23 protein-coding genes are annotated in these 22546 nt (G+C 60.7%); 18 read left to right on the top strand and 5 right to left on the bottom strand.

Going from position 1 to position 22546, the window contains the following annotated elements; translation table 11 throughout:
• The first annotated feature begins 334 nt into the window (after positions 1 to 334).
• The 9 genes from IQ26_RS28320 (at position 335) to rlxS (ending at position 8420) form a co-directional block, all read left to right on the top strand.
• Positions 335 to 1297 (top strand): ArdC family protein, encoded by a 963-nt coding sequence (locus IQ26_RS28320; protein ID WP_145721658.1) that lies wholly within the window; start codon positions 335 to 337, stop codon positions 1295 to 1297.
• Complete coding sequence (locus tag IQ26_RS39265; RefSeq protein ID WP_156090961.1) at positions 1294 to 1467, top strand: hypothetical protein; 174 nt, start codon at positions 1294 to 1296, stop codon at positions 1465 to 1467. The genes IQ26_RS28320 and IQ26_RS39265 overlap by 4 nt, the downstream gene beginning before the upstream one ends.
• A gap of 15 nt (positions 1468 to 1482) precedes the next feature.
• Positions 1483 to 1905 carry a DUF2958 domain-containing protein gene (locus tag IQ26_RS28315; RefSeq protein ID WP_145721657.1) on the top strand — a complete coding sequence of 141 codons (423 nt, stop codon included), beginning with the start codon at positions 1483 to 1485 and terminating at the stop codon, positions 1903 to 1905.
• Positions 1906 to 1983: 78 nt separating this feature from the next.
• Positions 1984 to 3714, top strand: coding sequence for a ParB/RepB/Spo0J family partition protein (locus tag IQ26_RS28310; protein WP_145721656.1), 1731 nt, complete (start codon positions 1984 to 1986; stop codon positions 3712 to 3714).
• A gap of 536 nt (positions 3715 to 4250) precedes the next feature.
• Positions 4251 to 4574: a DUF736 domain-containing protein gene (locus tag IQ26_RS28305; protein ID WP_145721655.1), complete on the top strand. Its 324-nt coding sequence runs from the start codon at positions 4251 to 4253 to the stop codon at positions 4572 to 4574.
• A gap of 169 nt (positions 4575 to 4743) precedes the next feature.
• Entirely contained in the window at positions 4744 to 5010 is a 267-nt protein-coding gene (locus IQ26_RS28300; protein WP_208760229.1) for a helix-turn-helix transcriptional regulator, read from the top strand.
• Complete coding sequence (gene lepB / locus IQ26_RS28295) at positions 5007 to 5555, top strand: signal peptidase I (protein ID WP_145721654.1); 549 nt, start codon at positions 5007 to 5009, stop codon at positions 5553 to 5555. The genes IQ26_RS28300 and lepB overlap by 4 nt, the downstream gene beginning before the upstream one ends.
• Positions 5543 to 6226, top strand: a complete 684-nt coding sequence (locus tag IQ26_RS28290; RefSeq protein WP_145721653.1) for a lytic transglycosylase domain-containing protein — start codon at positions 5543 to 5545, stop codon at positions 6224 to 6226. Before lepB ends, IQ26_RS28290 begins: the two co-directional genes overlap by 13 nt.
• A 223-nt stretch (positions 6227 to 6449) precedes the next feature.
• Complete coding sequence (rlxS, locus tag IQ26_RS28285) at positions 6450 to 8420, top strand: relaxase/mobilization nuclease RlxS (RefSeq protein ID WP_145721652.1); 1971 nt, start codon at positions 6450 to 6452, stop codon at positions 8418 to 8420.
• Positions 8421 to 8954: 534 nt separating this feature from the next.
• Here rlxS and IQ26_RS28275 read toward each other — a convergent pair.
• Together IQ26_RS28275 and IQ26_RS41130 are read right to left on the bottom strand one after the other, a co-directional pair.
• The gene (locus IQ26_RS28275) at positions 8955 to 9182 is read right to left on the bottom strand and encodes a hypothetical protein (RefSeq protein WP_145721651.1); all 228 of its coding nucleotides are present in this window, start codon (positions 9180 to 9182) and stop codon (positions 8955 to 8957) included.
• A 571-nt stretch (positions 9183 to 9753) separates the two neighbouring features.
• Positions 9754 to 9879 carry a hypothetical protein gene (locus IQ26_RS41130; RefSeq protein WP_276316445.1) on the bottom strand — a complete coding sequence of 42 codons (126 nt, stop codon included), beginning with the start codon at positions 9877 to 9879 and terminating at the stop codon, positions 9754 to 9756.
• Positions 9880 to 10405: 526 nt separating this feature from the next.
• Here IQ26_RS41130 and IQ26_RS39260 point away from each other — a divergent pair.
• Together IQ26_RS39260 and IQ26_RS28270 are read left to right on the top strand one after the other, a co-directional pair.
• Positions 10406 to 10558 carry a hypothetical protein gene (locus IQ26_RS39260; RefSeq protein ID WP_156090960.1) on the top strand — a complete coding sequence of 51 codons (153 nt, stop codon included), beginning with the start codon at positions 10406 to 10408 and terminating at the stop codon, positions 10556 to 10558.
• A gap of 266 nt (positions 10559 to 10824) precedes the next feature.
• A complete protein-coding gene (locus IQ26_RS28270; RefSeq protein WP_145721650.1) occupies positions 10825 to 11016 on the top strand; it encodes a hypothetical protein in 192 nt (63 codons plus the stop codon).
• A 541-nt stretch (positions 11017 to 11557) separates the two neighbouring features.
• Here IQ26_RS28270 and IQ26_RS28265 read toward each other — a convergent pair.
• A complete protein-coding gene (locus tag IQ26_RS28265) occupies positions 11558 to 12484 on the bottom strand; it encodes a hypothetical protein (RefSeq protein ID WP_240547274.1) in 927 nt (308 codons plus the stop codon).
• 294 nt (positions 12485 to 12778) lie between these two features.
• Between IQ26_RS28265 and IQ26_RS28260 the strand changes: the two genes are divergently transcribed.
• The 5 genes from IQ26_RS28260 (at position 12779) to IQ26_RS28240 (ending at position 17843) form a co-directional block, all read left to right on the top strand.
• A complete protein-coding gene (locus IQ26_RS28260) occupies positions 12779 to 13237 on the top strand; it encodes a helix-turn-helix domain-containing protein (RefSeq protein ID WP_240547273.1) in 459 nt (152 codons plus the stop codon).
• A gap of 271 nt (positions 13238 to 13508) precedes the next feature.
• Positions 13509 to 14354, top strand: a complete 846-nt coding sequence (locus IQ26_RS28255) for a hypothetical protein (protein WP_145721649.1) — start codon at positions 13509 to 13511, stop codon at positions 14352 to 14354.
• A 176-nt stretch (positions 14355 to 14530) separates the two neighbouring features.
• On the top strand, positions 14531 to 15481 hold the full coding sequence (locus IQ26_RS28250; protein WP_145721648.1) for a hypothetical protein: 951 nt from the start codon (positions 14531 to 14533) through the stop codon (positions 15479 to 15481).
• A gap of 51 nt (positions 15482 to 15532) precedes the next feature.
• Positions 15533 to 17062 (top strand): HEPN domain-containing protein, encoded by a 1530-nt coding sequence (locus IQ26_RS28245; RefSeq protein ID WP_145721647.1) that lies wholly within the window; start codon positions 15533 to 15535, stop codon positions 17060 to 17062.
• A gap of 46 nt (positions 17063 to 17108) precedes the next feature.
• On the top strand, positions 17109 to 17843 hold the full coding sequence (locus IQ26_RS28240; RefSeq protein ID WP_145721646.1) for a hypothetical protein: 735 nt from the start codon (positions 17109 to 17111) through the stop codon (positions 17841 to 17843).
• Positions 17844 to 18353: 510 nt separating this feature from the next.
• On the opposite strand, the gene IQ26_RS28235 is transcribed toward IQ26_RS28240, so the two are convergent.
• Positions 18354 to 19232 (bottom strand): hypothetical protein, encoded by an 879-nt coding sequence (locus IQ26_RS28235; RefSeq protein ID WP_145721645.1) that lies wholly within the window; start codon positions 19230 to 19232, stop codon positions 18354 to 18356.
• Positions 19225 to 19386: a hypothetical protein gene (locus IQ26_RS39255; protein WP_156090959.1), complete on the bottom strand. Its 162-nt coding sequence runs from the start codon at positions 19384 to 19386 to the stop codon at positions 19225 to 19227. The genes IQ26_RS28235 and IQ26_RS39255 overlap by 8 nt, the downstream gene beginning before the upstream one ends.
• Before the next feature lie 247 nt (positions 19387 to 19633).
• Between IQ26_RS39255 and IQ26_RS28230 the strand changes: the two genes are divergently transcribed.
• Positions 19634 to 21994 (top strand): PHP domain-containing protein, encoded by a 2361-nt coding sequence (locus tag IQ26_RS28230; protein WP_208760228.1) that lies wholly within the window; start codon positions 19634 to 19636, stop codon positions 21992 to 21994.
• Positions 21994 to 22326 (top strand): hypothetical protein, encoded by a 333-nt coding sequence (locus tag IQ26_RS40005; RefSeq protein ID WP_208760227.1) that lies wholly within the window; start codon positions 21994 to 21996, stop codon positions 22324 to 22326. Before IQ26_RS28230 ends, IQ26_RS40005 begins: the two co-directional genes overlap by 1 nt.
• Positions 22327 to 22546 lie beyond the last annotated feature (220 nt).

Here is a 22546-nt window from a genome sequence, read left to right as displayed (position 1 = left end):
CGTGAACCGAGCCCGCTTTTCTTCGCCAAGCTCAGGCGGTCTCGGCCATTCGGCTTCGCCCCCTGCCGCGGGCAGCCTGTCGGCTGCTGACGGTCGCCGGCCAGGCGGCCGGCGCGGTCTGTCTTTTGGCCTTTCCCGGCGGCGCGCGGTGGGCGGCTCTCCCTTCTAGGCCCGCCGCGGCATCCCGCAACCCTTCGCTCAGGCTTCGGGTCCTCCTCTTCGTTCCGGTCCTTCGGATGCGGTCCGCCTTCGACGGCGGGCCTTTCCGGTCGCGACTCGCCGCCCACCCCGCTTCCGGGGAAAGGCGCGCGATTGGCGAGAGGAGGATAAAACGATGCGTGCAAATAGTAAGCGTTCCGCCAGCGGAAAGGCTGGCGCAGGCAAGGGCGGGCGCTCGGGCGCCAGCCTTTATCAGGAGATCACCGACCGCATCATTGCCGAACTGGAGCGCGGCACCGTGCCATGGGTCAAGCCATGGGGGAGCGCAAAGGCCGGCCTTGGCCTGCCGAGGAACGCGGCCACCCAGCGCGCCTATTCCGGCATCAATATCCTGATCCTGTGGGGCGCGGTCATCGAGCGCAGCTACCCCTGCCAGAACTGGCTGACCTTCAGGCAGGCGCTTGGCCTTGGCGGTAATGTCAGGAAGGGCGAGCGCGGCACGACCATCGTGCATGCCGACCGCTTTGTTCCCAAAGACGAAAAAGAACGCGCAAAGACCGATGGCGACGAACCACAGGCCGTGCCGTTTTTGAAGCGCTTCACCGTCTTCAATGTCGCGCAGTGCGATAACCTGCCCGAACATCTCCATGCCGCCGCCGAGCCGCTGCCCGAGCGCGAGATCGTCCCGCAGGCCGAGGCTCTTATCCGCAGAAGCGGCGCGGATTTCAGGATCGGCGGCGACCGCGCTTTCTACATGCCGGGCAGCGATACCATTCAGGTGCCGCCGCAGCCGGCGTTCCTTCACCAGATCGACTACTACCGCACCTGCTTTCACGAACTTGGTCACTGGACCGGCCACCCGACGCGGCTTGCGCGCGACCTCTCCGGTTCCTTTGGTTCCAAGACCTACGCGCGCGAGGAACTGGTCGCCGAAATCACTGCCGCCTTCGTCTGCAGCAGTCTCGGCATCGAGCCGACCGTGCGTCATGCCGATTATATCGGCTCATGGATGAAGGTGCTGCGCGAGGACAACCGCGCCATCTTCCGCGCCGCCAGCCACGCCTCCAAAGCCGCCGATTTCCTGCTTGGCCGTAACGCCGATGCCGAAGGCGCGGACCTCCGGGAGATCGCGGCATGAGCGCGCGATCCCGACATGCCCAGAGCGAAACGACAAGGCGAGGCGAGCAGACGCCTATTCACGGCGTCCGCCCGCTCACCATGCGCGCTCCGCTTGCCCTTCTGATCGGCGCGCCGATGCGCCCGCGCGCGGCGCAGAAGCCGCGCGCAACCAACCTCGACCTGTTCTGACGAGGAGCTATCACCATGATCCTGATCACCGATGAACTGCGCGCCCGGCTTCTCGCCAATGGCGCAGCCGACACCGAAACCGACCATGCCCCCGTGGTGAAACTGTTCGACCCAACCGGGCCGGCGACCTGGCTCCTGACCGAACTCGACGCCGACGGCGACACACTCTTCGGCCTTTGCGACCTCGGTTTCGGATATCCGGAACTCGGCAGCGTCAGCCTTGCCGAGCTTGAAAGCGTCAAGGGGCGGCTTGGTCTCGGCATCGAGCGCGACCTCTATTTCAAGGCGCGGTTTCCGCTCTCCGTCTATGCCGAGGCGGCGCGCATCGCCGGCCACATCACCGAGGCCGAGCGGCTTCTGCGACAGGCAGTAGGCGCCCTTTCAAACAACCCCGATCCCGAGCTTCCGCCCGACGCGGCGGAACCAGCGCGTCGATAGGCGCAAAACCGTCCCCGCCGCGCCGGCCCTCGGCCTCTGCGGCGGGGACAACCTCAACCAAAGCGAAGGAGCAAAACCATGCAGCTTGCCCACATTCCTCTCGACCGACTGAACATTTCCGCCGTCAACATGCGCCACCGCAAACGCGCGCCTGATATCTCCGACATCTTGCCGTCCGTCCGCGCGCGCGGCGTCCTTGTGCCGCTTCTGGTGCGGCCCAACGGATCGCCTGAAAGCTTCGAGATCGTTGCCGGACGGCGGCGCTATTTCGCGGCGAAGTCTGTCGCCGATGAGCGCGGCGAGGCCGAGCCTTTGCCCTGCGCCATCATGGAAGACGGCGACGACGCCGATGCGCTCGAGGCCTCGCTGATCGAAAACATCGCCCGGCTCGATCCCGACGAAGTCTCGCAATGGGAGACGTTTTCGCGGCTTATCAGCCAGGGTCGCACCGTTCCCGACATCGCCGCGACCTTTGGCATCACCGAGCTGATGGTCAAACGCATTCTGGCGCTAGGCGACCTCTTGCCCAAAATCCGCGAAGCCTATCGGCGCGAGGAGATCGACGCCGAGACCGCGCGCTATCTCACCATGGCCTCGAAAGCGCAGCAGAAGGACTGGCTGGCGCTGTTTGCCGATCCCGAACAATACGCGCCGCGCGGTTACCAGCTGAAACAGTGGCTGTTCGGCGGCCAGTCGATTTCCACCACGGTGGCGCTGTTTGCCATCGAGGATTATCCCGGCCTGACCGTCTCCGATCTGTTCGGCGAGGACAGCTATTTCGCCGATGCCGACCTGTTCTGGCAAAGGCAGAACGAGGCGATTGCCGCCAAACGCGACGCCTATCTGGAAGCCGGATGGTGTGAGGTGGTCGTGCTGGAACCGGGGCAGCATTTCCATTCATGGGACCACGAAAAGACGCCCAGGAAGAAGGGCGGCAAGGTCTTCATTGCGGTTACGCATCGCGGCGCGGTCGAGTGTCACGAGGGCTGGCTGTCGCGCAAGGAAGCCCGGCGCGCCCGCGAGAACAGCGAGGGCGGCGAGAATCCCGAAACGCCCGACAAGCCGTCGCGTCCGGAACTCACCGGCCCGATGCAGAACTATGTCGATCTGCATCGCCATGCCGCCGTGCGCGCCGCCATGCTCGACCGTCCGGGCGTCGCCCTGCGCCTCATGGTGGCGCACGCCATCGCCGGTTCGGGCTTGTGGCAGGTGCGGCCCGAGCCGCAACGCGCGGCCAACGAGACGGTGGCCGCAAGCGTTGCAGGCTGCAAGGCCGAAGCCTCATTCGCCGAAAAGCGGCGCGAGGTTCTGGCCCTGCTCGCCGTGCCGGACGAGGATGGCAGGGTCGCCGGCGGCAATGGCGACGCCTTCGCCACGGCGAGCGTCTTCGCCCGGCTTTTGGCTCTCTCCGAGGATGACGTCATGCGCGTTTTGGCCATCGTCATGGCCGAAACACTCGAAGCCGGCAACGCCGTCATCGAGGCGCTCGGCAACCATCTGAATGTCGACATGGGCGCATGGTGGCAACCGGATGACGCCTTCTTTGACTTGCTGCGCGACAAGGAAATCGCCAATTCGATGCTCGCCGATGTCGGCGGCAAGCATGTCGCCGACGGCAATGTCGCCGAGAAGGTCAAGACGCAAAAGAAGATCATCCGCGACTTCCTCTCGGGCGAAAACGGCCGCAGACAAGTCGAGGCCTGGCTGCCGCGCTGGATGAAATTCCCGGTTGAAAGCTACACGGATCGAGGCGGCTTCCGCACCGCCGATCAGTGGGCCAGAGTGCAGGCGTTGTTCGCCTCCGAATGAGTCAATCACGCCGAGCGGCGGCTCTTTCGAGTGCCGCCGCTTGACGCCCCTCGCGGGCGGCGCCGGCTGCATTTGACCGTCTTTCGGGCGCGCACCGCGCGAGAAATCCCGACGCCAAATCGACGCCATTCGGCAGCCCTGTATCACGCCGGTTTGCTGCTGAGGGCGCCAGAAGCATGGGCACATCTGCCGATGTGGGACCGGCATCCGCGCTTCGCAAACCCGACACCCGCACGCCGCCTCCTTGTCGTGTCACCGGACAGCGCGACCTGTCTCCACGCGTCTCCAAGGACCATTTCCCTGCGGCTGGCTTGTTGACCTATGGGCGGGTCCGATCGCCCGAAACCCTCGCCGCCAGCTTTTTTCCCCGCCGCCTGCGGCGGCTTCCTCGCGCCGCTTCGCTTCAAAAAAGCTGCCCGCTCGGGTCCTCCGCTGCCGCTGCGGCCCTGTTCGGGTTCGGGCGGTCCGGACGCGCCCATCACGGTCCGCCATCGCAGGGGAATGGTCCCCGGCGACAGCAAAAAAGGAGACTTCAAATGACCGCGATCGGTTACGTCACCAGCCAAGAAAACGGCGGCTACAAGGGCCAGCTCAAGACGCTCAGCGTCCGCGCCGACATCGACATCGTGCCCAATCAGGCCAAGAGCGCCGACAACCATCCCGACTTCCGGGTGCTGACGCAAGGCGTCGAAGTGGGTGCGGGCTGGATGCGCACCGGCGAGACCTCCGGCAAGGACTATGTGAGCCTGTCGATCGCCGCCCCCGAGTTTGGTCCGCGCAAGCTCTACGCCAATCTCGGCCGCGCCGCCGGCCAGGACGATGACGACACCTACGCCATCATCTGGAACCCCGTCGACTGAACGGCCGAACTCGAGCCTCGCGCCGCAAGCGGCGCGGGGCTCTGTCATTGCGAAGCAGGTCCGCCCAAAGGGGCGGCGAAAACTCGTCCCCCGACTCTTCGCCCGTCCCCGAGACGACCTTGCTCGCCGATCCTCGCCTTCGCTTCTCCTGAGCGAAACGAGGATCATCATGGACGAAAACGAACGCGCGGCCCGCGCCAAGAAGGGCAGTCCGTTTCTCAGCACCGCGCAAGCCGCCTTCTATATCGGGCTCTCCCAGCGCACGCTGGAAAAGATGCGGCTGACCGGCAACGGCCCGAAATTCCGCAAGCATGGCCGCTATGTCCGCTATCACATCGACGAGCTCGACGACTGGTCGAAGGGACACCCGCAGGACTTGCGCTCCGAGGATGGCGAGGCCAGCTGCGGCTCCGCCGGCGAGGGAGGCCGCCCATGAGCCGGCGCCCTTCCATCCGTCTGATCGGCAGCCGTCTGTGGCGCGTCCGAGCACGCAAAGTGATCACCACTGCCGCGATTGGCTTGGCCTTGGTCGGCTTTGCCACCTTCGTTAGACCATCGCCTTGGCTGGTCTGGAACGCCTCGGCAAGCGCGCACGTCGGCCTTTATCGCATCGCGGCTGGATCACCGGCTCGCGGCGATCTGGTGCTCGCCCACCCGCCAAAATCGGTTTCCGATCTCGCCGCCGAACGCGGCTATCTGCCCCGCAATACTCCGCTGGTCAAGCGCCTTGCCGCGCTGCCCGGCGAGCATGTCTGCGCCTTCAACGACGCGATCATCATTGGCGGCGAGATCGTCGCACATCGTCTCGCAACCGACGGCCAAGGCCGTTCGCTGCCATGGTGGAACGAATGTCGACAGCTCGCTGATCACGAGGTCTTCCTGCTCGGCGGCGACAAAAATCGCTCCTTCGACAGCCGCTATTTCGGGCCGGTGCCGGCCGCAAATATCATCGGGAGGCTCGCGCCGCTATGGACCGAGTGACCCTCCTGATGCTCGGCATGATCGCCATTGCGCCATGCGCCTGTTCCGCCTCGACCGGCGCTGAGCCGGTCGACATCTCCCATAGTCCGCAGCTTCAACGATGGCAGGAGTTCACAGCGGAAGCAAGCAGACGCTTCCGCATTCCCCAGGCCTGGATTCACGCCGTCATGGATGCCGAAAGCAGCGGCAAGACCACGCTCGACGGCCGCCCCATTACCTCACGCGCCGGCGCCATGGGCCTCATGCAGGTGATGCCCGGCACCTATGAGGAGCTGCGCGTCGAGCACGGTCTGGGCACCGATCCGCACGATCCGCGCGACAATATCCTGGCCGGAACCGCCTATCTGCGCGCCATGTATGTCCGTTTCGGATTCCCTGGCCTGTTTGCCGCCTATAACGCCGGACCGGAGCGTTACGAAGACCATTTGAAGCGCGGAAAGCCGCTGCCAAAAGAGACCGTTGCCTATCTCAGACAGCTCAAGGCGACGGGGGTGTCGGCCGCCGACATGAACGAGTTCAAAGGCGAATCTGTCGCTCCAAAAAAGCAAAACGCTCCTTCCGGACGCTCGCTGTTCTTCCTCCATGATGGTGTTCGCGCCGGCGAAAGCAACGGCGATCTCTTCGTGCCGCTCGGGAAGGGTGGTGCGCGGCCGAACAAGCCGGATCGTTAGCGATGTGCGGGGCGGGGGTGTCCGGGAGGGGAGGGCGTAGCGGGCGGAAGTGGCGAGCGGTGTGGCGAGCGGTAAGGCGAGCGGTAAGGCAAGATAAAGGTACCGCCTCCAGGAGGCGGTCAAGTGTCTGTCTGCACATCGTTTTTCCAGGAGGCTGCCCTCGGCACCTGGAGGCTGCGGTACGCAAACACCTGATCTCGCTACAACTATCCGGGAGGCTGGCGTGAAGGATGACGAGTTCAGGCCGAGGCTCGGCAAAATTGGGTCGCGCGGCTCGAAAGCCGGCAAACGCTACGCGGCCCAGATTCGGGGGGCGATCAACAGAGCCGGCGGCAAGCCCCTGCGCGGCGGGCGCTTCAGCGGAAGCCGGACAGGGCGTGGCGGCGCGGCGGCTGTGCTGCTCAAATCGCGCGACAGGTATGCTGCCTTTCGTCAGCGCCGGGTGATGGTGAAGGCGCGCATCATCAGGCTGGCCGGCAAGGGCATGGACGGAGCCCGTGCGCATCTGCGCTACGTCCAGCGCGACGGTGTTACCCGGGAGGGTGAACCCGGCAGGCTCTACGGCTCAGACAGTGACCGCGTCGACGGCAAGGCCTTCCTCGATCGTGCCGGCGGCGACCGGCATCAGTTCCGCTTCATCGTCGCACCCGAAGACGGCATCGAGTATGACGACCTCAAGCCGCTCACGCGGCGCCTCATGGCGCAGATGGAGGAGGACCTCGGCACCCGGCTCGATTGGGTCGCCGTTGATCATTTCAACACCGGCCATCCCCACACCCACATCATCGTCCGCGGCAAGGATGACCGCGGCGAGAATCTCGTCATCGCGCGCGAGTACATTTCCTCTGGCGTGCGAGAGCGGGCGGCCGAACTGGTAAGCCTCGACCTCGGACCCCGAACTGACCGCGAGATCGAGCAGCGCCTGCGCCAGGAAATGGAGCAGGAGCGCTTCACCAGCATCGACCGGCAGCTGCTCAGCATGCGCGAGCACGACGGACTAGTGTCGCCGGACGGCCGCGACGCCTTTCGCCAGACGCTGCACCAGGGCCGCCTGCGCAAGCTGGAGCGGTTGGGCCTCGCCGAGGAGATCAATCCCGGCCGTTGGCGTCTGAACGCTGATCTTGAGCTCACACTGCGCCGCATCGGCGAACGGGGCGACATCATCAAGATCATGCACCGCGAACTCACAGGCAAGGGACTCGCCCGCAGTGCGGCCGATTATGCTGTCCACGATCGACGTGAAGAGTCCGCCCAACCTGTTATTGGCCGCGTTGTCGCGCGCGGACTAGCCGCCGAGATCAACGACCGGCATTACCTCATCGTCGATGGCGTGGATGGCAGAACCCATTACATCGAAATCGGCAAAGGCGAGGCCACCGAACCGACGTCCGACGGCTGCATCATGCGTGTCACGCCGAGGAACACTGAACCCCGGCAAGTCGACCGCACCGTCGCCGAGATCGCCGCCGCCCATGATGGCCGCTACAACATCGATATCCATCTGAGGCATGATCCTTCCGCCACCGAACCCTTTGCCGAAACGCACGTCCGGCGCCTTGAAGCGATCCGCCGCACGACTGGCGGCGTGGAGCGCGAGCCGGATGGTACCTGGGTTATCGCGCCGGATCATCTCGAGCGGGTCGCTGAGTACGTGCGTCAGCGGGCCAAGGTCGAGCCTGTCACGGTCGAGAAGCTCTCCTCATTGACGCTGGAGCAACAGATCGGTTTCGACGGCGCCACATGGATCGACCGAGAGTTGGTGTCTGATAGACCTGAAACTTTGCACAGCTCGGGCTTCTGCCGTGAGGTGCGGGAGGCGCAAGCCCGCCGGCGGCAGTGGTTGATCGCGCAAGGCCTCGCGAGTCAAGAGCAGGACCAGATCGTCTACCGCGCCAACATGCTTTCGATCCTGCGCCAGCGCGAGCTGAACCGTGTCGCCGGCCAAATTTCGCAGGAACTTGGTCTGTCATATGCTGAAGCCAAGACTGGAGAGCGAATAGAAGGCACGCTCCGCCGCTCCGTCGAGCTCGCCAGCGGAAAATACGCCGTCATCGAGAAATCGCGCGAGTTCACAATGGTGCCATGGCGGCCTGTGCTTGACCGACAAATCGGCAAGGAGGTGTCCGGGATCATACGCGGGGAGGGGATTTCCTGGACCGTCGGACGGCAAAGGAGCGGGCCCAGCGTGTCGTGACAACGGCAATGGTGCCGTTTGCTCTAGAAGAGGCATTCTGCCCAATGCTCGCGATCGGTACTTTCGGCAGGAATGCTCTCCTCCGCGGGCTGAACGAAACTGTGAACTATGAACTGCCGATCCCCCTCGAAACTACGCCACAGCCAACTATCAAGATTCGAAAGCGCGACCGCGAGCGGGCTGAGCGCATCCGATTGGCCGCCGGGCCGAAGCCATCCCTCAGAGAACGTGCTGTCGCACTCGCCCGCGAAAAGGGTGAAGTGCGAACGTGCGACCTAACTGACATTGGAGTTCCCGCTGTTATCTGGCCCGAATGTGCGACGAGGGCCTGCTCATTAGGGTCGGCTACGGCATCTATCGCGCCACCGATCAGGAGGTGGCATGATCCGATCTTGGCCAATTCCCGGAGAATGGCAATGTCTGCAGCGGTTCGATCGCGCGAATGGAAGCTTTGGCGAGAAATCGGCGACACGGCCATGAGATCCATGTCTGTTCAATGATGGATGGGATAGATTCTTAAGTAAAATCAGGTAGTTACTGGATGTTGTGTGCAAAAAACGCACGCGAAAGTTCTGCTTCTCTTCTTTTTTCGTTCCCACGACGAAGCCGCCAACAGCCCTTTTCGGACGTTCTTTTGCCGACGATATTGACCGCCCCTATGCTGATGTTCGCCGAGATATCCGTGAACCTTATTGCCCGCTGCCGCGTCCTGCCTTGATCGTTGCGGGGATGCTCGATGCTCGATTTCAGCACGGACAGCATCGTACCCCGGTTATCCGGAAAGACCACCACGTAGCCAAGGGCGTGGGCAGGCAGAGTTCACGCTATGACTGTCGATTCCATTGTGAAACTGCGATACAAATTTACTGCCGAAATTTCCAATAGAGATATCGGAAACGCGCAGGTTGGGGATTATCATAGCCGAGTGAAATACTATAATCCCGCTCCGCCGACATTCGTTTGTCGGTGTAATTTATTTCATATCCAAGGTGTTGAACTAGACGAGCGTAGTCATCCACGCGATACATAAACCTCGCCACCGTGTGAACCGAATACCTCAGGTATGGCTCAGGTGAGCCATATAGAAGCTGCACACGCTCCCTCAGGAAGCGATATGCCATGAAATCCGTAAAATAGAACTCATAGTAGACCTTGCCGATTAGCGAGTAGAATCTCGCTTCGCTGCTATGCTTCTTGAGCCACAGATTAACAGCGCTAAACGCTGAGGGCAATTTTTGGGTGACGGCATAGAAATCCGGGCTCCAGTACCCTTTAGTTAGGCAGACGCAATAGACCTTACGACCTTGGAAGACATCAAAAGCCCGCAGCCGTATCATGTGACTGCACTCACAATGATGACGGCCAGAACGATGACGACAAACGCAACTACGCCCAACCGGCCTTCGGCGCTGCCATCGAGCAACTTTGCGATACGAATTGAAATCTTGGGTTCGGACATCGACACACCTCTCCATTAAGTTGGTGAAATCGACGCCCCACGGGTATGTGTATGGAAGGCGGCCATCTTGGCAAGAAAATTCGCCTGCAAAAATATTCTCGTAACCAACTGTAATGTCAATACAATCACTCTGTGTATCCGTTTCCAGTTCAATTATGGCTGAAAGGTGGCGAATCCACCCTTTTTGGCGTAGTAGCTCTGGCCTGGGTGACGTTGCCCGCCCCAGATGCGCTCGGTTTAAACTGGACTCCATCAAGAAGAGACGGAGATGACGAAGAGCCGTGCCGAAGGCGGAGTTGTGCCGCAAGCCGGCATCTCGCGTGACCTTCTTCAATCGGCGTAGCTGCTATGGCGGCATGGAGGTCGGATGCCCAATCAACTGAAAGTGCCTTGAGGACGAGAACCGGCGGCTGGGGGTCGACCAGCGCTCAAGGGCAGCTAAATAATTCCCACGCCCGAAACCGGACGGTCGGATTCCGGCCCCGATCGTGCCCTGCATTTTGGATAGTGGCTACTGACGCTACAGATGAGTCCGGACCCCGATTACCACTACGGTTATCGCCTAGGCGTCCACCTCATCATTGACCTGCCGAACCGGAAAATCGCGGGCAATGATGTAGACCGCGACGGCCAGGTCGATCCGAAGCTGACCGAACTGCTGACGAAGATGGTGAATTGATTTTTCGGGCTTGCGAATCGGCGTGGCGGTTCCTAGATTTGGCTTTCGGGTTCTGCCCGCACCGTGTTTCCCACTTCCCCTATCGAGGCAATGCGGCGAGACTACCCTATTCACTCTAGACCCATTTCTGGCGCTATGATTGGACCGGTTGATTGACCGGCATTATGGCCGACAGGGGAGCGACCAGGAACTTCGAACGACCGTTAAAAAGCGGTCGGGGAAAGTTCCTGCTCGATCAGGCTTCTCCGACCAGAAAGAGGAGTCTGATGAACGAAAATCCGAAACTTATGCTCGCATGTGTCGCGCTAACGCTGTTCTGCGGCGTGGCTGCCATCGCTATCGCGATGTTCTGCCCCACCGGGGACCCTAGCCCTTTGCTGGCATCCCTCCAGAATGTTTTGGTGACGACCTTTGGGCTTGGCGTCACCGCGTTTCTGTTCAAGGCATTGGGCGGCTAATCCTGCCGATCGTGCTCTCGTTGACGCCGAATGCGGCAGCCACTTCGAGCGGCTGTCGCCAGCGGCGAGGCGGGCGAGGGCAGCTAATCTCTGAGGCGCATCAAGTTTTGGCTCGGAGAGCGAAATGGCACGTCGTGAAATCACCGCCCTTAGTGGAGCATCAGCGCGGTCAGATAGAGTTCGATCGCATGGATTGCCCACAGTCTTAACGACGCGCGTGTCAAAGGTTTGCGGGGTCGGCTTTGTTGGAGGAGCAAGTTTGCCGCCTTGCGATATTCTTCCGCCAGAAACGCGTCGCCGACTTACTATAACGACGGCTCGTTGAGGTGCGTTAAAATTTGACCAGACCGCACTGGATCGATCCTGTCTGCCTCTGCGAGTGCCCAACGTTGCCATGCTTCCAACGCCGAGGCATCGATATCAGCCGAACCATCATCGATCGCGCGACGGACGCGCTCAACAAGCGCGCGAATGTCTTCAGCCTGACGCAGCAGCTCCCCGCTGGTCCGCAGGTTCTGCAGGCGCTTTTGGTTGAGTTGGACTAGCCATTCCTGGCGCTGCTTCTCCTTTCAATCCGCTCCCGCTCTGCACGCTCCTCGGCTTCCCGCAGACCAAGGCGAAACTTTTTCTCGCCCGCCACGATGATGGCAGCCGCGATCTCCGCGATCCTCGATTCAAGCTTGGCGTCACCGTCATCCTGCCAAGAAACTGTATTCTTGCGGTCGAAACCCGGATCGATCCGCAGGGCAAGCGGGGTTGATGCTGGCAGGTCTGGCGCCGGCCGCAGGTACCCATGCTGACGCACGGTGCGGTGGCTGCCGGCTATTCCAATGTCCAAACCAAGATAGGTGTCGCCGATGGCTGCTCGCGCGTGAATTTCGCCATCGTGCTCGTAAGCGTCACCGTCATGGCCGCGCTTGCTCAGCGCCGAAAACAACGCATTGAAGATTTTCAGCCGCCGCTTGCCTAGTGGATTGTCGAACTTGGGCTCGTCAAAGGTCCACTCGCGTCCTGCATTTTTGTCGCGGCGACGCTGCTCCTGCTTGAGCATTTGAACGAGCCCTTTGTGAGGCCTGTCCAACTTCTGCGGGACGGAAACTTTGCCAATCGCCTGCAATTCCTGTGCGTGGAGCTCGTCGAGGTCTTCTGGAACCAACGCGGATGCAAATGGCCCATTGGATGGAAGAGGGGTTGCAATTGGCAGGACCTTTTTGAAGCGAGCGTCGACACTTGCCCGGCCCAATTCACCGGGGCGCCGCGGTGGCGCCTTGGGTAGTGCTGGCACCCTCTTTCCGGCACGGATTTTGTTCCAATAGCCTTGCGGCGGCGACGCAACCCCGCATCGCTTCAGGAGCTTCTTCAGCCCGACGTCGGACAGTTCGAGCTTCGCCGCCAAGTCCCGCATCGGCGCAGACCAGGCGAACGCAATCAGATCGTCAGGCAACACAAGAATGTCTTTCTGCCACACGTCGGCTTGCCTCCATTTGTTCAGCCATGCTGCTTTTGGCACGTCTTCGCAGTGGATATGACAGGCCGGCCAGTGCCATCTAAGGTCAAATCTGACAACTCCAACGTGCCCTCGATCGTGCCAGGAATGCGCTTTCGTGATCAAGGCGGCTGCAGATCGGCTGCAGTTTGAGCAGCGCTCTCGGTGAGTATCAGAGGGACGCTCTAGAAGCGATCTACTTCCTTGCGTAGTTCCTCGCGCAACAGGGGGCAGTCGGACATTGCCGCGTGGCAGAGCGAGGTTTGGTGCTATCGAGTGAGGGCCACGAAATACGACCGAAGACCGATTGCCGCCAGCTCACATAGTGCAGTTCATCATGTCGGCAGGCAGATCGCGATCGTTCGCGTCCAGTCGGACGTATCGCAAGCTCAGCTTGCGCGAGCCATAGGTATCAGCGTCCAGCAAATCCAGAAATACGAGAACGCCAGGAACCGCGTAAGCGCATCCACACTCTACGAGATCGCAACGTCGCTTGGCGTCCCTGTCAGCCGCTTTTTCGAAGGCCTTCCCGGAAATGACGAGGCCAGCCGCAGCGCTTCGCCTCTGCCGGTCGATGAGCGCATCGACTTTATCGCCAGCGCGGAAGGCCGGCGACTGATCGAGGTGCTGATGCAGCTTCCTCCACGCGTCCGCAATCGCGTCGCAGCCGTAATCGCTGCATTGGGGGAGGAGTTGGTGGGGCTCGATGCGAATAGGGACACCATGGCGATCTAGGATCCCACGCCTGACGACCGCAGGACCGGTTGATAGACACTTGCGGCGCTGGCGCATGGTCGCCGGCAACCTCTTTTGACATCGGCGGCGTCACTGCGCTTAGTTTTGCCCAAGCAAGTTGCCAACGGCACCTCCACTTGGCGAGCTAGAATTACTGAACGGCGATTATTTGCTGCCTGTATATTATTCCTGTGGAAAGTCTTATCGCGGCATTTCATCTCAGAAGCCGCCATGCTCCGCTTGAAAAAACGGGAACGCGGGGGGGTGTGCCATGAGGGTTTTTGTTCGGGGATCGTTAGGGTTCTGCTTCGCCTTTTCGGGTTGCGCCAGCGTTCCGAATTTGCCAACCGATGTCGGTCTGCTTCGGATCTCTGACATTGTCGACAACATCCGGTGTGACCTAAAAGACGGCCGCGACGGCAGGCCCAAAGCCAATCCCCCGGTCAAGCCGGCCACATTCCTGACCGATAAAGGCAAATGGGCCGCGGCGGTCGAACTGTCGCTGAACGTGGTGGCGACAGGCGGCGGCGACGGCAGCGCCGGAAATGAAGTGCCGTATATTCCCCAGACAGGCACGTTTGCGCTGGCGACGAACGCGACCGGCACCGCTGACCGGATGGTCGGCTACAAGTTTACCATCGGCCTCAGTCAGAAAGACGATATCGCGTGCGACACGGACACCGTGAACGGCAGGCGCGCCCATGGGTCACGGCTTGTCGGGAACCTGAAGATCGCGGACTGGCTTGCCCAGGTCCAGGATTCCTACGCGGATACCAAAACCCCGCCCGATTCCGTGTCCTATACCATGGGATTTACGCTCGACCAGGGCGCCTCGGCGAGCGTCAAGATTGTGACCATACCTTTCAACACCGGGCAAGCCAGCCTTGGCATGGGCTGGAAGACCACCTGGAAAGATGTCAACAAAATCAGCATTGTGTTCGCGCCCAAGGCAGAGGAAACGCCGAAAGCCGCGCCGGCGCCCCAACGCGCGAACCCGCTGCCGAAAGGCCAACCGATAAAGAAAGTTCCGCCGCCGCCGCCGGTCGATCCGGGCGCCAAGGACAAACTGCTCAATGACCTGAACCTGCTCATCCTTCAGCAAAGCCTGAACAAGTAACAGGGACGCCTCGCGCGGCAGCTTCGGCCTTGCTGGGAACGGTGTGGGGGCGGCGCGGCCGATAGCCCGCCGGGCCTGCACCGCCGAAATCTGCGGCGCGCAGCGGCTCACCCGTGTGTTACGGATGGGCCCACCTTGCTTGGCGCGCCATAAAATTGGGGACCGAAGAGAAAATTATGACAACAAAAGCCGAGCATCTGTTGGTTCACCATATCCGCGAGACACTCAGGGAAGCATGGGCCGCGTCGAGGGAGATGATCCATCAGATCGAGAACCAGGCCTACAAATCAATGAAAGAACTGGAACAGACGGATGCTGCCTACGATTTGGCCGGGGTTATGTTCGTCTACTATGTCGAGAAAGCGTTCCGGGAGATCGGAATGCTGGCCGAGCGTCTGCAGTTGCCCCAGACCAAGGCGGACCTGGTCGAACGCCGCAAGGGCCTTAAAAAGATGACCGGCTCGGGCCTCATCGAGATGCTCGAAGATTTCTACTCGCCGGTTCTCGGTGAGCTGAACGCCACGTTCGAGGCCATGGCGGTCATGGTAGACGGGAGCGCCACGACCGGCATGTCGATGTTGGAATCGATTCTCAAAAACACGGCAGGGATCATTGACGATCAGGGCTTGGATCCCACGAAGGAAGGGGAAATCGACGACGCAATCGCGAAGATCGTGAGATACGTATTCCCGGACTTTGTGAACAAGCCGCAGATTGATAAGGCCGTCATCAATTACAAGCCTGATTTCGGGGTGAAATCCCTCGGTGCCCTGGTGGAATACAAGTTTGCCGTCGACGTGAAGGGCGTGAAGGTCGCTTTGGAGGGGATCTCTGCCGACATGATCAATTACGCGGGCGATCCCAATTGGGGAAAATTTTACGCCGTGATCTACACGACGCGACCAATTCTCCATGCGGAGCGGATCGAGGCTCACTTCACGTCCTCAACCAGAGACGCGGATCGGTGGTCGATTATCTTCGTCAACGGCCCGGGTGGGCCGAGGACCAAGCTCAAGGACAAGGAAAAGGCCAAGGTGCTTCAGACTGCGAAGAAGCGCGATGTAACGAAGTTACCGAGTGCGGCTTTGCGCAAGGCTCCCGCCACCCGACAAAAGGGTGGCGACTAGTCATCGCCCGAGGCGTCAGCCTCAGCCTTCAGCGAGCTAAAGTGGGGGAGCATGAGCAGCAATCGCAAAGCCAAAAAGCCATCTTTCGACAACGATCAGAAAAAGGAACTGAAACAACACGCGATTGGCCTCATGCGCGGGCTCCTGCAAGGGGCAATTCGGGTTGGCGATCCGAAGCCATTTGACTTTGGCGAGCTGGGCGGAACTTTTTTTGAAGGGTTCACGGCTCGCTTTACTCCCCTGTTTGTTGAGGCCAGGCGAGAGTTCGTGGTCTTGGCGGCAAGAATGCTAAAGGCGAAAAGCGCCCACGAGCCCACGCTGCTGAACCTGTGCCTGACTGCCGCGCAGAACTGCATCAAGCAGTTGGACCCTCAAGCCAGTCCGCAAAAAGCAGACGAAACGATCGATCACTGCGCCGATAAACTGGTGGCAGACGCCCTTGCCGAGGGTGGCAAAGAATATATCGAGATCGCGCCCAACTTCCTGATCGCGCCGAATGGTTACGACGGCCCCATCAAGATTGGCCGAGTCACTTCAATGCGTACCGATGACGCAGTGGCGTCGACGACCGCGCTGGCTGGAAACAAGAAGGTGACGTTGGTCAAATGTGGCTATCCGAACATCGAATTCGTCAACGGGGCGTTGTTGATTGGAATGCCGGCGATGGTGTTCGTTGTCGAAGTGCCAGCAGCTCGCCAGAATGTCGCGGAAGAAGCCAAATGGCTTATTGATGTGGCGATAAGCTTCATTCGGCTGATGGGGACAGGGTGGTCGTCCCGCTTCCCAGGTATTGGAGATATCGAACCTCATCCGACGCTGCCGACCGATCCGCGAAGGTCTCATGTAACCATAAACGGCACCACCGTGTCCGCCGGAGGAGCTCAGGGAGTTCGAGCCTATGACGTTGACCTAGCTATCGCCGCCCAGCTTTCCGACCAGTCGATGCAAGAGCTCGCGGACCTCCTATTCGACGCAACAGAGAAAGCACTTGCGGGCAGGGTAGCCCAGGGTTTGGGGTGGATTACGCGCGGTCGGCAGTCGTTGGACCGTGCCGAGCGTCTGCTTGCCTTCTTCACCGCCTTGGAAGCTCTTCTCACGAATAACGACACATCTGCTCCAGTCACGCAAACCATCAGTCGGTTTGTATCAATCATTTGCACCAACGACATCGAAACGCGCGTCGAAGTCTTTAATCAAGTCAAGAGCTTATACGGTGTGAGGTCGAAGGTCGTTCATGGCGGAAAGCGGGAAGTGCTCTGGAAGGATGTCAACGTACTTCAGGGCTATGTCGAAGTCGTCTTCCAAGTAGTTCTTAAACAATGCGATCTGACCATGGCGCATTCCAGATTTAACGATAGCCTTGCCGTGGCCTCGCATGGCTTGCCGTGGGAATTCGCACTCCCTGAAAACGTTGCGACGGGCGAACCCGGCGACGACGCTGACGTCCAGGAGGCAGACAGCGCCAAGTCTGGCGAGCCCGAAGAAGAAGGCAAATCCGGCGAGGAGAATGCCGCGGCGAAAGCCAAAGCGCCTAACGAATCAAACGAGACTCCGGGAGACCCGGACCTGCAGCCACCCTAGACTGCCTAGTGCTATACTCGTTGGCGAGCAATTCTGCGGACCGGTCATGGGAAAACGATTTGTCGCACGTTGTGCGTTGTGCGGTGAGGTGCGGCTCAGTACGCGCGAGCACGTCATTCCGCGCGGGTTCTATCCGCCGTCGAAAGCGTCTAGCCGGATACAGCGGATTGTGATCCCCGCCTGCGGCCCCTGCAACAATGGAACGGCCGACGATGATGTTCATTTGCGCAACGTCATCAGCATTGCCGGCACCGCAAACGCAGCAGTGACAGAGCTTTGGGATGGTCCTATCCGCCGCAGCCTGCGCCTGGGTGACGGACCCAGGCGTGCCGCCGAGATGATGCGGATTATGACGCCGCCGACCGAGCGCCCGGGGATGTTCAGGATCTATCCGGGGAAGGATGCGCGGATCCTGAGGTCTGTCCGCAAGATCGTCCGGGGGCTGAGCTTCCACCATGGACTCCGCTGGCCTTTGGACGATGATCAGGTCTTTTGCGACACCTTGCGTGCACCCGTGCCGACTGTGGTTTTGAACCATATGACCGAGGCGCATGCAGAGCCCGATATCATGAACTACCGCTATGCCACCGTTACGGATAGTCCAGGCATCGAAAGCGGCTGGTTGCTGCGCTTCTATGAGCGGACCGTGTTCATTGGGATGGTTTTTGAAAGTGCCCAGGAGAAGCGGCGCCAAGAGACAATCGGCGAACTTGGCCGATTTGAGACCCGACTAGAGACCGTGATCAACGGGGAGACCGGCATTCCTTCGGTTCGCGACTGAGCGCTCGCGACACTGACATGCGGCGCACTTCGCCGGGGGCGATCGGTCCCGCATGCCGCCTGCAGCGGCGCTATGCTGATGCTGCTACGTCCGCCCTGTTGAACCGGTCTCAGGGCCACAAACGTCCCCCAGCACCGAACTGATGGTCCCGCTGGCGGGCATTTCGGTGCCTCCACCTTGTACGCCCATTTTCCTTTAGTCAGGAGAGTCAAGCGAGCAAGTGAGGCTGGAAAAAAGGTTGTCGCGATGGCACGCTGTTTCGATGAGTGTCGAAGCCACCTTGCATCCCCGTCAAGCCACCAAAAAGGAGCTCGGCGTCACACCCGACTAGGCGTGGGCATTCGACTTCGAATCCAGGAAGTGCTTGGCGTCGGGATTGGCCTTTGGCCTTATTTCCCTGCCAACGGCCGGGAAACAAAACCTGTTGACGCTTCTGGAAAATTGCCCCAGGCGGCAAGGCTCGCGAAGCGGCTCTGGAGTAAACAGGGCGGCAGAACTGGCATCGGGATTCTAGTATCCCACTTCAGACCAGAAATTGGCATTCCGCTGATCCTTAAGCTCGTCCAGGGGTACTTCAATCCTTTTGAAGTCCATCCGATACATCGGCAGCTGCCAGCTCCGATAGAGGTAGCCTAGCTGGTCTTCATTCGCCTGTTCAGTGATCAAGCCTGTAGTTTGTAAGGCCAAGGCCATCTCATGTGACAGCCTGTCTGCTTCTGTTGCGGACACCTCGTCCTTGAAATCGAGGCGGCTCCATACGTCGGAAACGACGTCGAGCCCTGCTCGCGTAAAGGCTCCGAAATCCCGGAGTGCGCAGCAGACTTCCCAAGGTCGTGGATTGCCACCTGCGAAGCCGAACACTGGCTCGTGGTTCGACGGCTCGCTCCAGATAGGGTCGCCTTCCTCATAGGTTATGATGTCGGCATAGAGCAGAGATTCACGCCCCGCGAGGGTGGAATTCGGGAGTATGTATTCGCCGATCGAGCCTTCCAGATAATGGGAACGCCGCTGATCATCGAGGTATTCCTGCAGTTGCCTGACATGCATCGGCAGCCAGCTCTGGGCGTCAAGGTACAGCAAGCGGGCCAGGTGATCGTAGAACCATTGCATCATCGGTCCGAAGCGCGACGGCCTGATTTTAGGAGGGCAGCGCACGATGTCCATGAGCACCAGTATCTTGGCGACCTCCTCAAGCGAGTGTCCGAGCAGGATGCTCGACGAGCGAGGATGTCCCTCGAGCGATCTCGCGGCCGCCAGCAGGTCTCCGGCGCTCTTCATTAGGATCGGTAAGCCTTCTGCGATGAGGTCGAGTTGGGCGCTGGCTGGCAGGTTTGCCAGCGTGCGACCTCGCTTCATGCCGATGTCACTGGATTTCTGGGCTTCAGGCATTCGTAGAACCTTGATCAGCTTCAACGATCAGGCGCGCTCTCTGGTAGCCGCGGTCACGTCCTATGGCGGTGAAGAGCTCCACCGAGTCGAACTTCTCGGGATTTCGCTTCTTTCTCTTCATCGCAACCTTACCTGCCAGTTCCGCGGCGAACATAGATTCTCGACCTACGTTTGTCGCCTGCATCGCCCTCCGGAACTTCCTCGAAGCCGGGAGAGGATCATGGCGATGATAGCCCAGCAATCGTCGATCCAAGTCGTCAGGTCGCACCGGCTTTTCACATGAACAGCTAAGGCCAATATTGCCCTGACATATTTCGCTATAGGCGCTAATCTGGTGATGGCCTGTCCGGCAAACCGGAAAGAGTGTTGGGGAGTCAGGCCGTGAGGGGGCGACGACACCGATGGACCTGGAGACCTTGACGAGCCTGAGTAGCGGCGCGCGGTTCTTCCGCGCGGACCTGCATGTGCATTCCTACGGCGGCTCCCATGACGTGCGCGACGCGACGGCGACACCCGAGAACATCGTCCGGGAGGCGGCGAGCGAAGGGTTGTCGATCATCGCTATCGCCGACCACAATGAAATCAGCAACGTCCGGGCCGCCGTCGCTGCCGGCGCGGCTGCGGGCATCCTGGTCATTCCTGCTGTCGAGCTGTCGGCTCCCGAGGGCCATCTGCTGTGCTATCTGCCTTCTCCTGAAATGATGGACCGCTTTTATAATCGGCTGTCGATCGCCGGTCGCGGCACGGTCGATTGCCGCTGTCAGACTGGAACCACCGATTGCCTGAACCTGCTGCGCGAGCATGGTGGGTTCGCCATCCTGGCGCACGTGGATGGCCCCGGTTCCTTTGAAGAGAATGTGCCGCGCTTCACACCCGCGAAGCTTGACATCCTTTGCCACGAAGCCCTGCTGGGGTTCGAGGTCATTCGCGCCGACGGCGACATCCTGTACACCGCTAACGACTCCAACATCGACCGGCGGAACGCCGCCCGCACGCGCATCGAGCGTCTGAAGCTAGGGTCGCGGCAGTTCCTGGCCCGTGTTCTGAACAGCGATGCCCACGCGCTGAATGCCGTTGGCCGCAATGCCAGGAACCAGAACCGGATCACCCGGTACAAGATGGAGCGTCCATCCTTCGATGGCCTGCGCCTCGCGCTCGATGAGGCGGACACCCGCGTCCGGATCGAGGACGAGGTTCCCCGCAGCGTGCCCATCGTGGAGGGCGTATCCTTTGAAGGCGGCTTTCTGGATGGTCAGACCATTCACTTCAACGCCAACCTGACCTGCATTGTCGGCGGTCGCGGCAGCGGCAAGTCCACAGCCTTCGAGGCTGTGCGCCTGTTGGGCGACTACGGCCCGCCGGAGGTGGGTTCGGTCATCGACAGTGACGTATGGCCGGATCTGGTGGCGCTGTTCTATCGGGACGAGACGCACCAGACGCACATACTGAGCCGCGCCAAGGACGGCGCGCTCGAGAATGTTGATGATCCCATTCTGGGCTCGGTTAGCTTCCCGATGGAGTCTTATCGCCAGGGCGAAACGAACACGATCAGCAAGAAGGCTCAGGATGACCCGCTGGCCCTGCTGACCTTCCTTGACCGCCTTGTCTCGATCGATGCGGCGATCGAGACCGAGGACGCAGTGCGCACCGAGTTGAACGAACTCACCCCGGAGCTGGTGAAGGCGCGCAAGAACGTGGCGGAGATACCCGGCTGCGAGCGCGACCTAACGCTGAAGCACGGGCAAGTGGAGCGGTTGAAGAAGGATCGCGGCGAAGAGATCATTAAGCTACAGCAGCGCCTCGAGACGGAACGTCGTACGAGGAATTCCATCGTGGCGGCTTTGACCGAGCTAAAGGGCGCGACTAGCCAGGAAGCGATCACCGCCATCACCACCGGTATCCGGGAAGTCGCCCACGGCAGCTTTGAGATCGGTGCGCCTGAAGTTGCCGCCATCATTGCCGACACGACCGCCTACGAAGGGAAGGTGGCGACTATGCAGGCGGGACTCGTCGCCTCGACTAACTCCTACAGCACCGCGGTTCAGGCGCAGATCGCGTCCTGGAAGAGCAAGGAAATGAAGACCGCAGAAGACATCGACAGAAAGAAAAAAGAGCTTCTGGCCGCCGGCATCCGGCTGGACATGCCGTTCATTCAGAAGCTAATCGCGGACGAAGCGAACCTCACCGAGCGCCTGCGCAAGCTCAACACGTGGAAGCCTCATCTTGCCACCCTTGAGAAGAAGCGCTCCGACCTGCTGAAACAACGGTGGGTCGGGCGATCAAAAGTCGCCGGCATCCGCTTCGCATTCGCCACCAAAGCTTCCGAAGCCCTCAGGGGCACGCTGTCTGACATCTTTGTCACGCTGAAGTTTGACGAAATCTCTCTCTGCCCCGAGGGTGAGCGGCTGATCGTTGAGACGATGGGATGGCGGACGCTGCAACAGCTTAAGGCCGCCGCGCTGATCAACGACCTGACCCTACCCAAGCTATTGGACTGCGTAAGGCGCCGCGACTCCAAGCCGATCACCGCACTACGCACGCCGCAGGGCGGCGCCGTCTTTCAGCAAGGTGAAATCGACGTCCTGCTGGAGCGACTTTCTGATTTCGACCTGCTCGCGCAGCTCGAAACTGCGGCGGTGCATGACGCGCCCCGGCTTAGCGTGACGAAACGCGTGACCGACCACGACGGCTCGGTCAAGTTTATCCCGCGCGAGTTCAAACGGCTCTCTCTTGGGCAGCAGCAATCCGTGCTGCTGCCCTGATGCTGTCCAGCGAGAGCAGGGCGCCGCTCATCGTGGACCAGCCGGAAGATAACCTGGACAGCGAGTTCATCTACAAGACGCTCGTCCCGGTTCTGCGACGCGTCAAGGAGCGGCGCCAAGTTATCGTCGTTACCCACAACGCCAACATTGCCGTGCTAGGCGATGCCGAGCAGATCGTCGTCCTAAAGGCGACCAACGACCAGGCTACGATTACGTCGCGCGGCTCGATTGACGAGCCGGCTACGCGGGAGGCCGCCTGCGCCATCCTTGAGGGGACGCGGGAGGCGTTTGAGCGGCGTGCCCGCATCTATGGAAAGCGGATGGACGCGTAGCTTTTCCGCTGTTTGGTCGCCGTTAGCATCTGAACCAGCGACGTCGGCTTCCGGAGGAAGGCAAACGCCGATAGAATGACCGTGCATGGGCGCGTTTCAGACAGACACAATGGGGTCGAATGCAGAATGACTCTTTCCGGCCACCGCGGTGATATCAGACGTTGAGGTACGTCCCGGGCGGGCAGCCTGCCTTCTTTTCACTCTCACCAGCCGAACTGCC

The sequence above is a fragment of the Mesorhizobium tianshanense genome (assembly GCF_007830515.1).
GTDB lineage: Bacteria > Pseudomonadota > Alphaproteobacteria > Rhizobiales > Rhizobiaceae > Mesorhizobium > Mesorhizobium tianshanense.
This window is presented reverse-complemented; position numbering and strand designations above follow the sequence as displayed.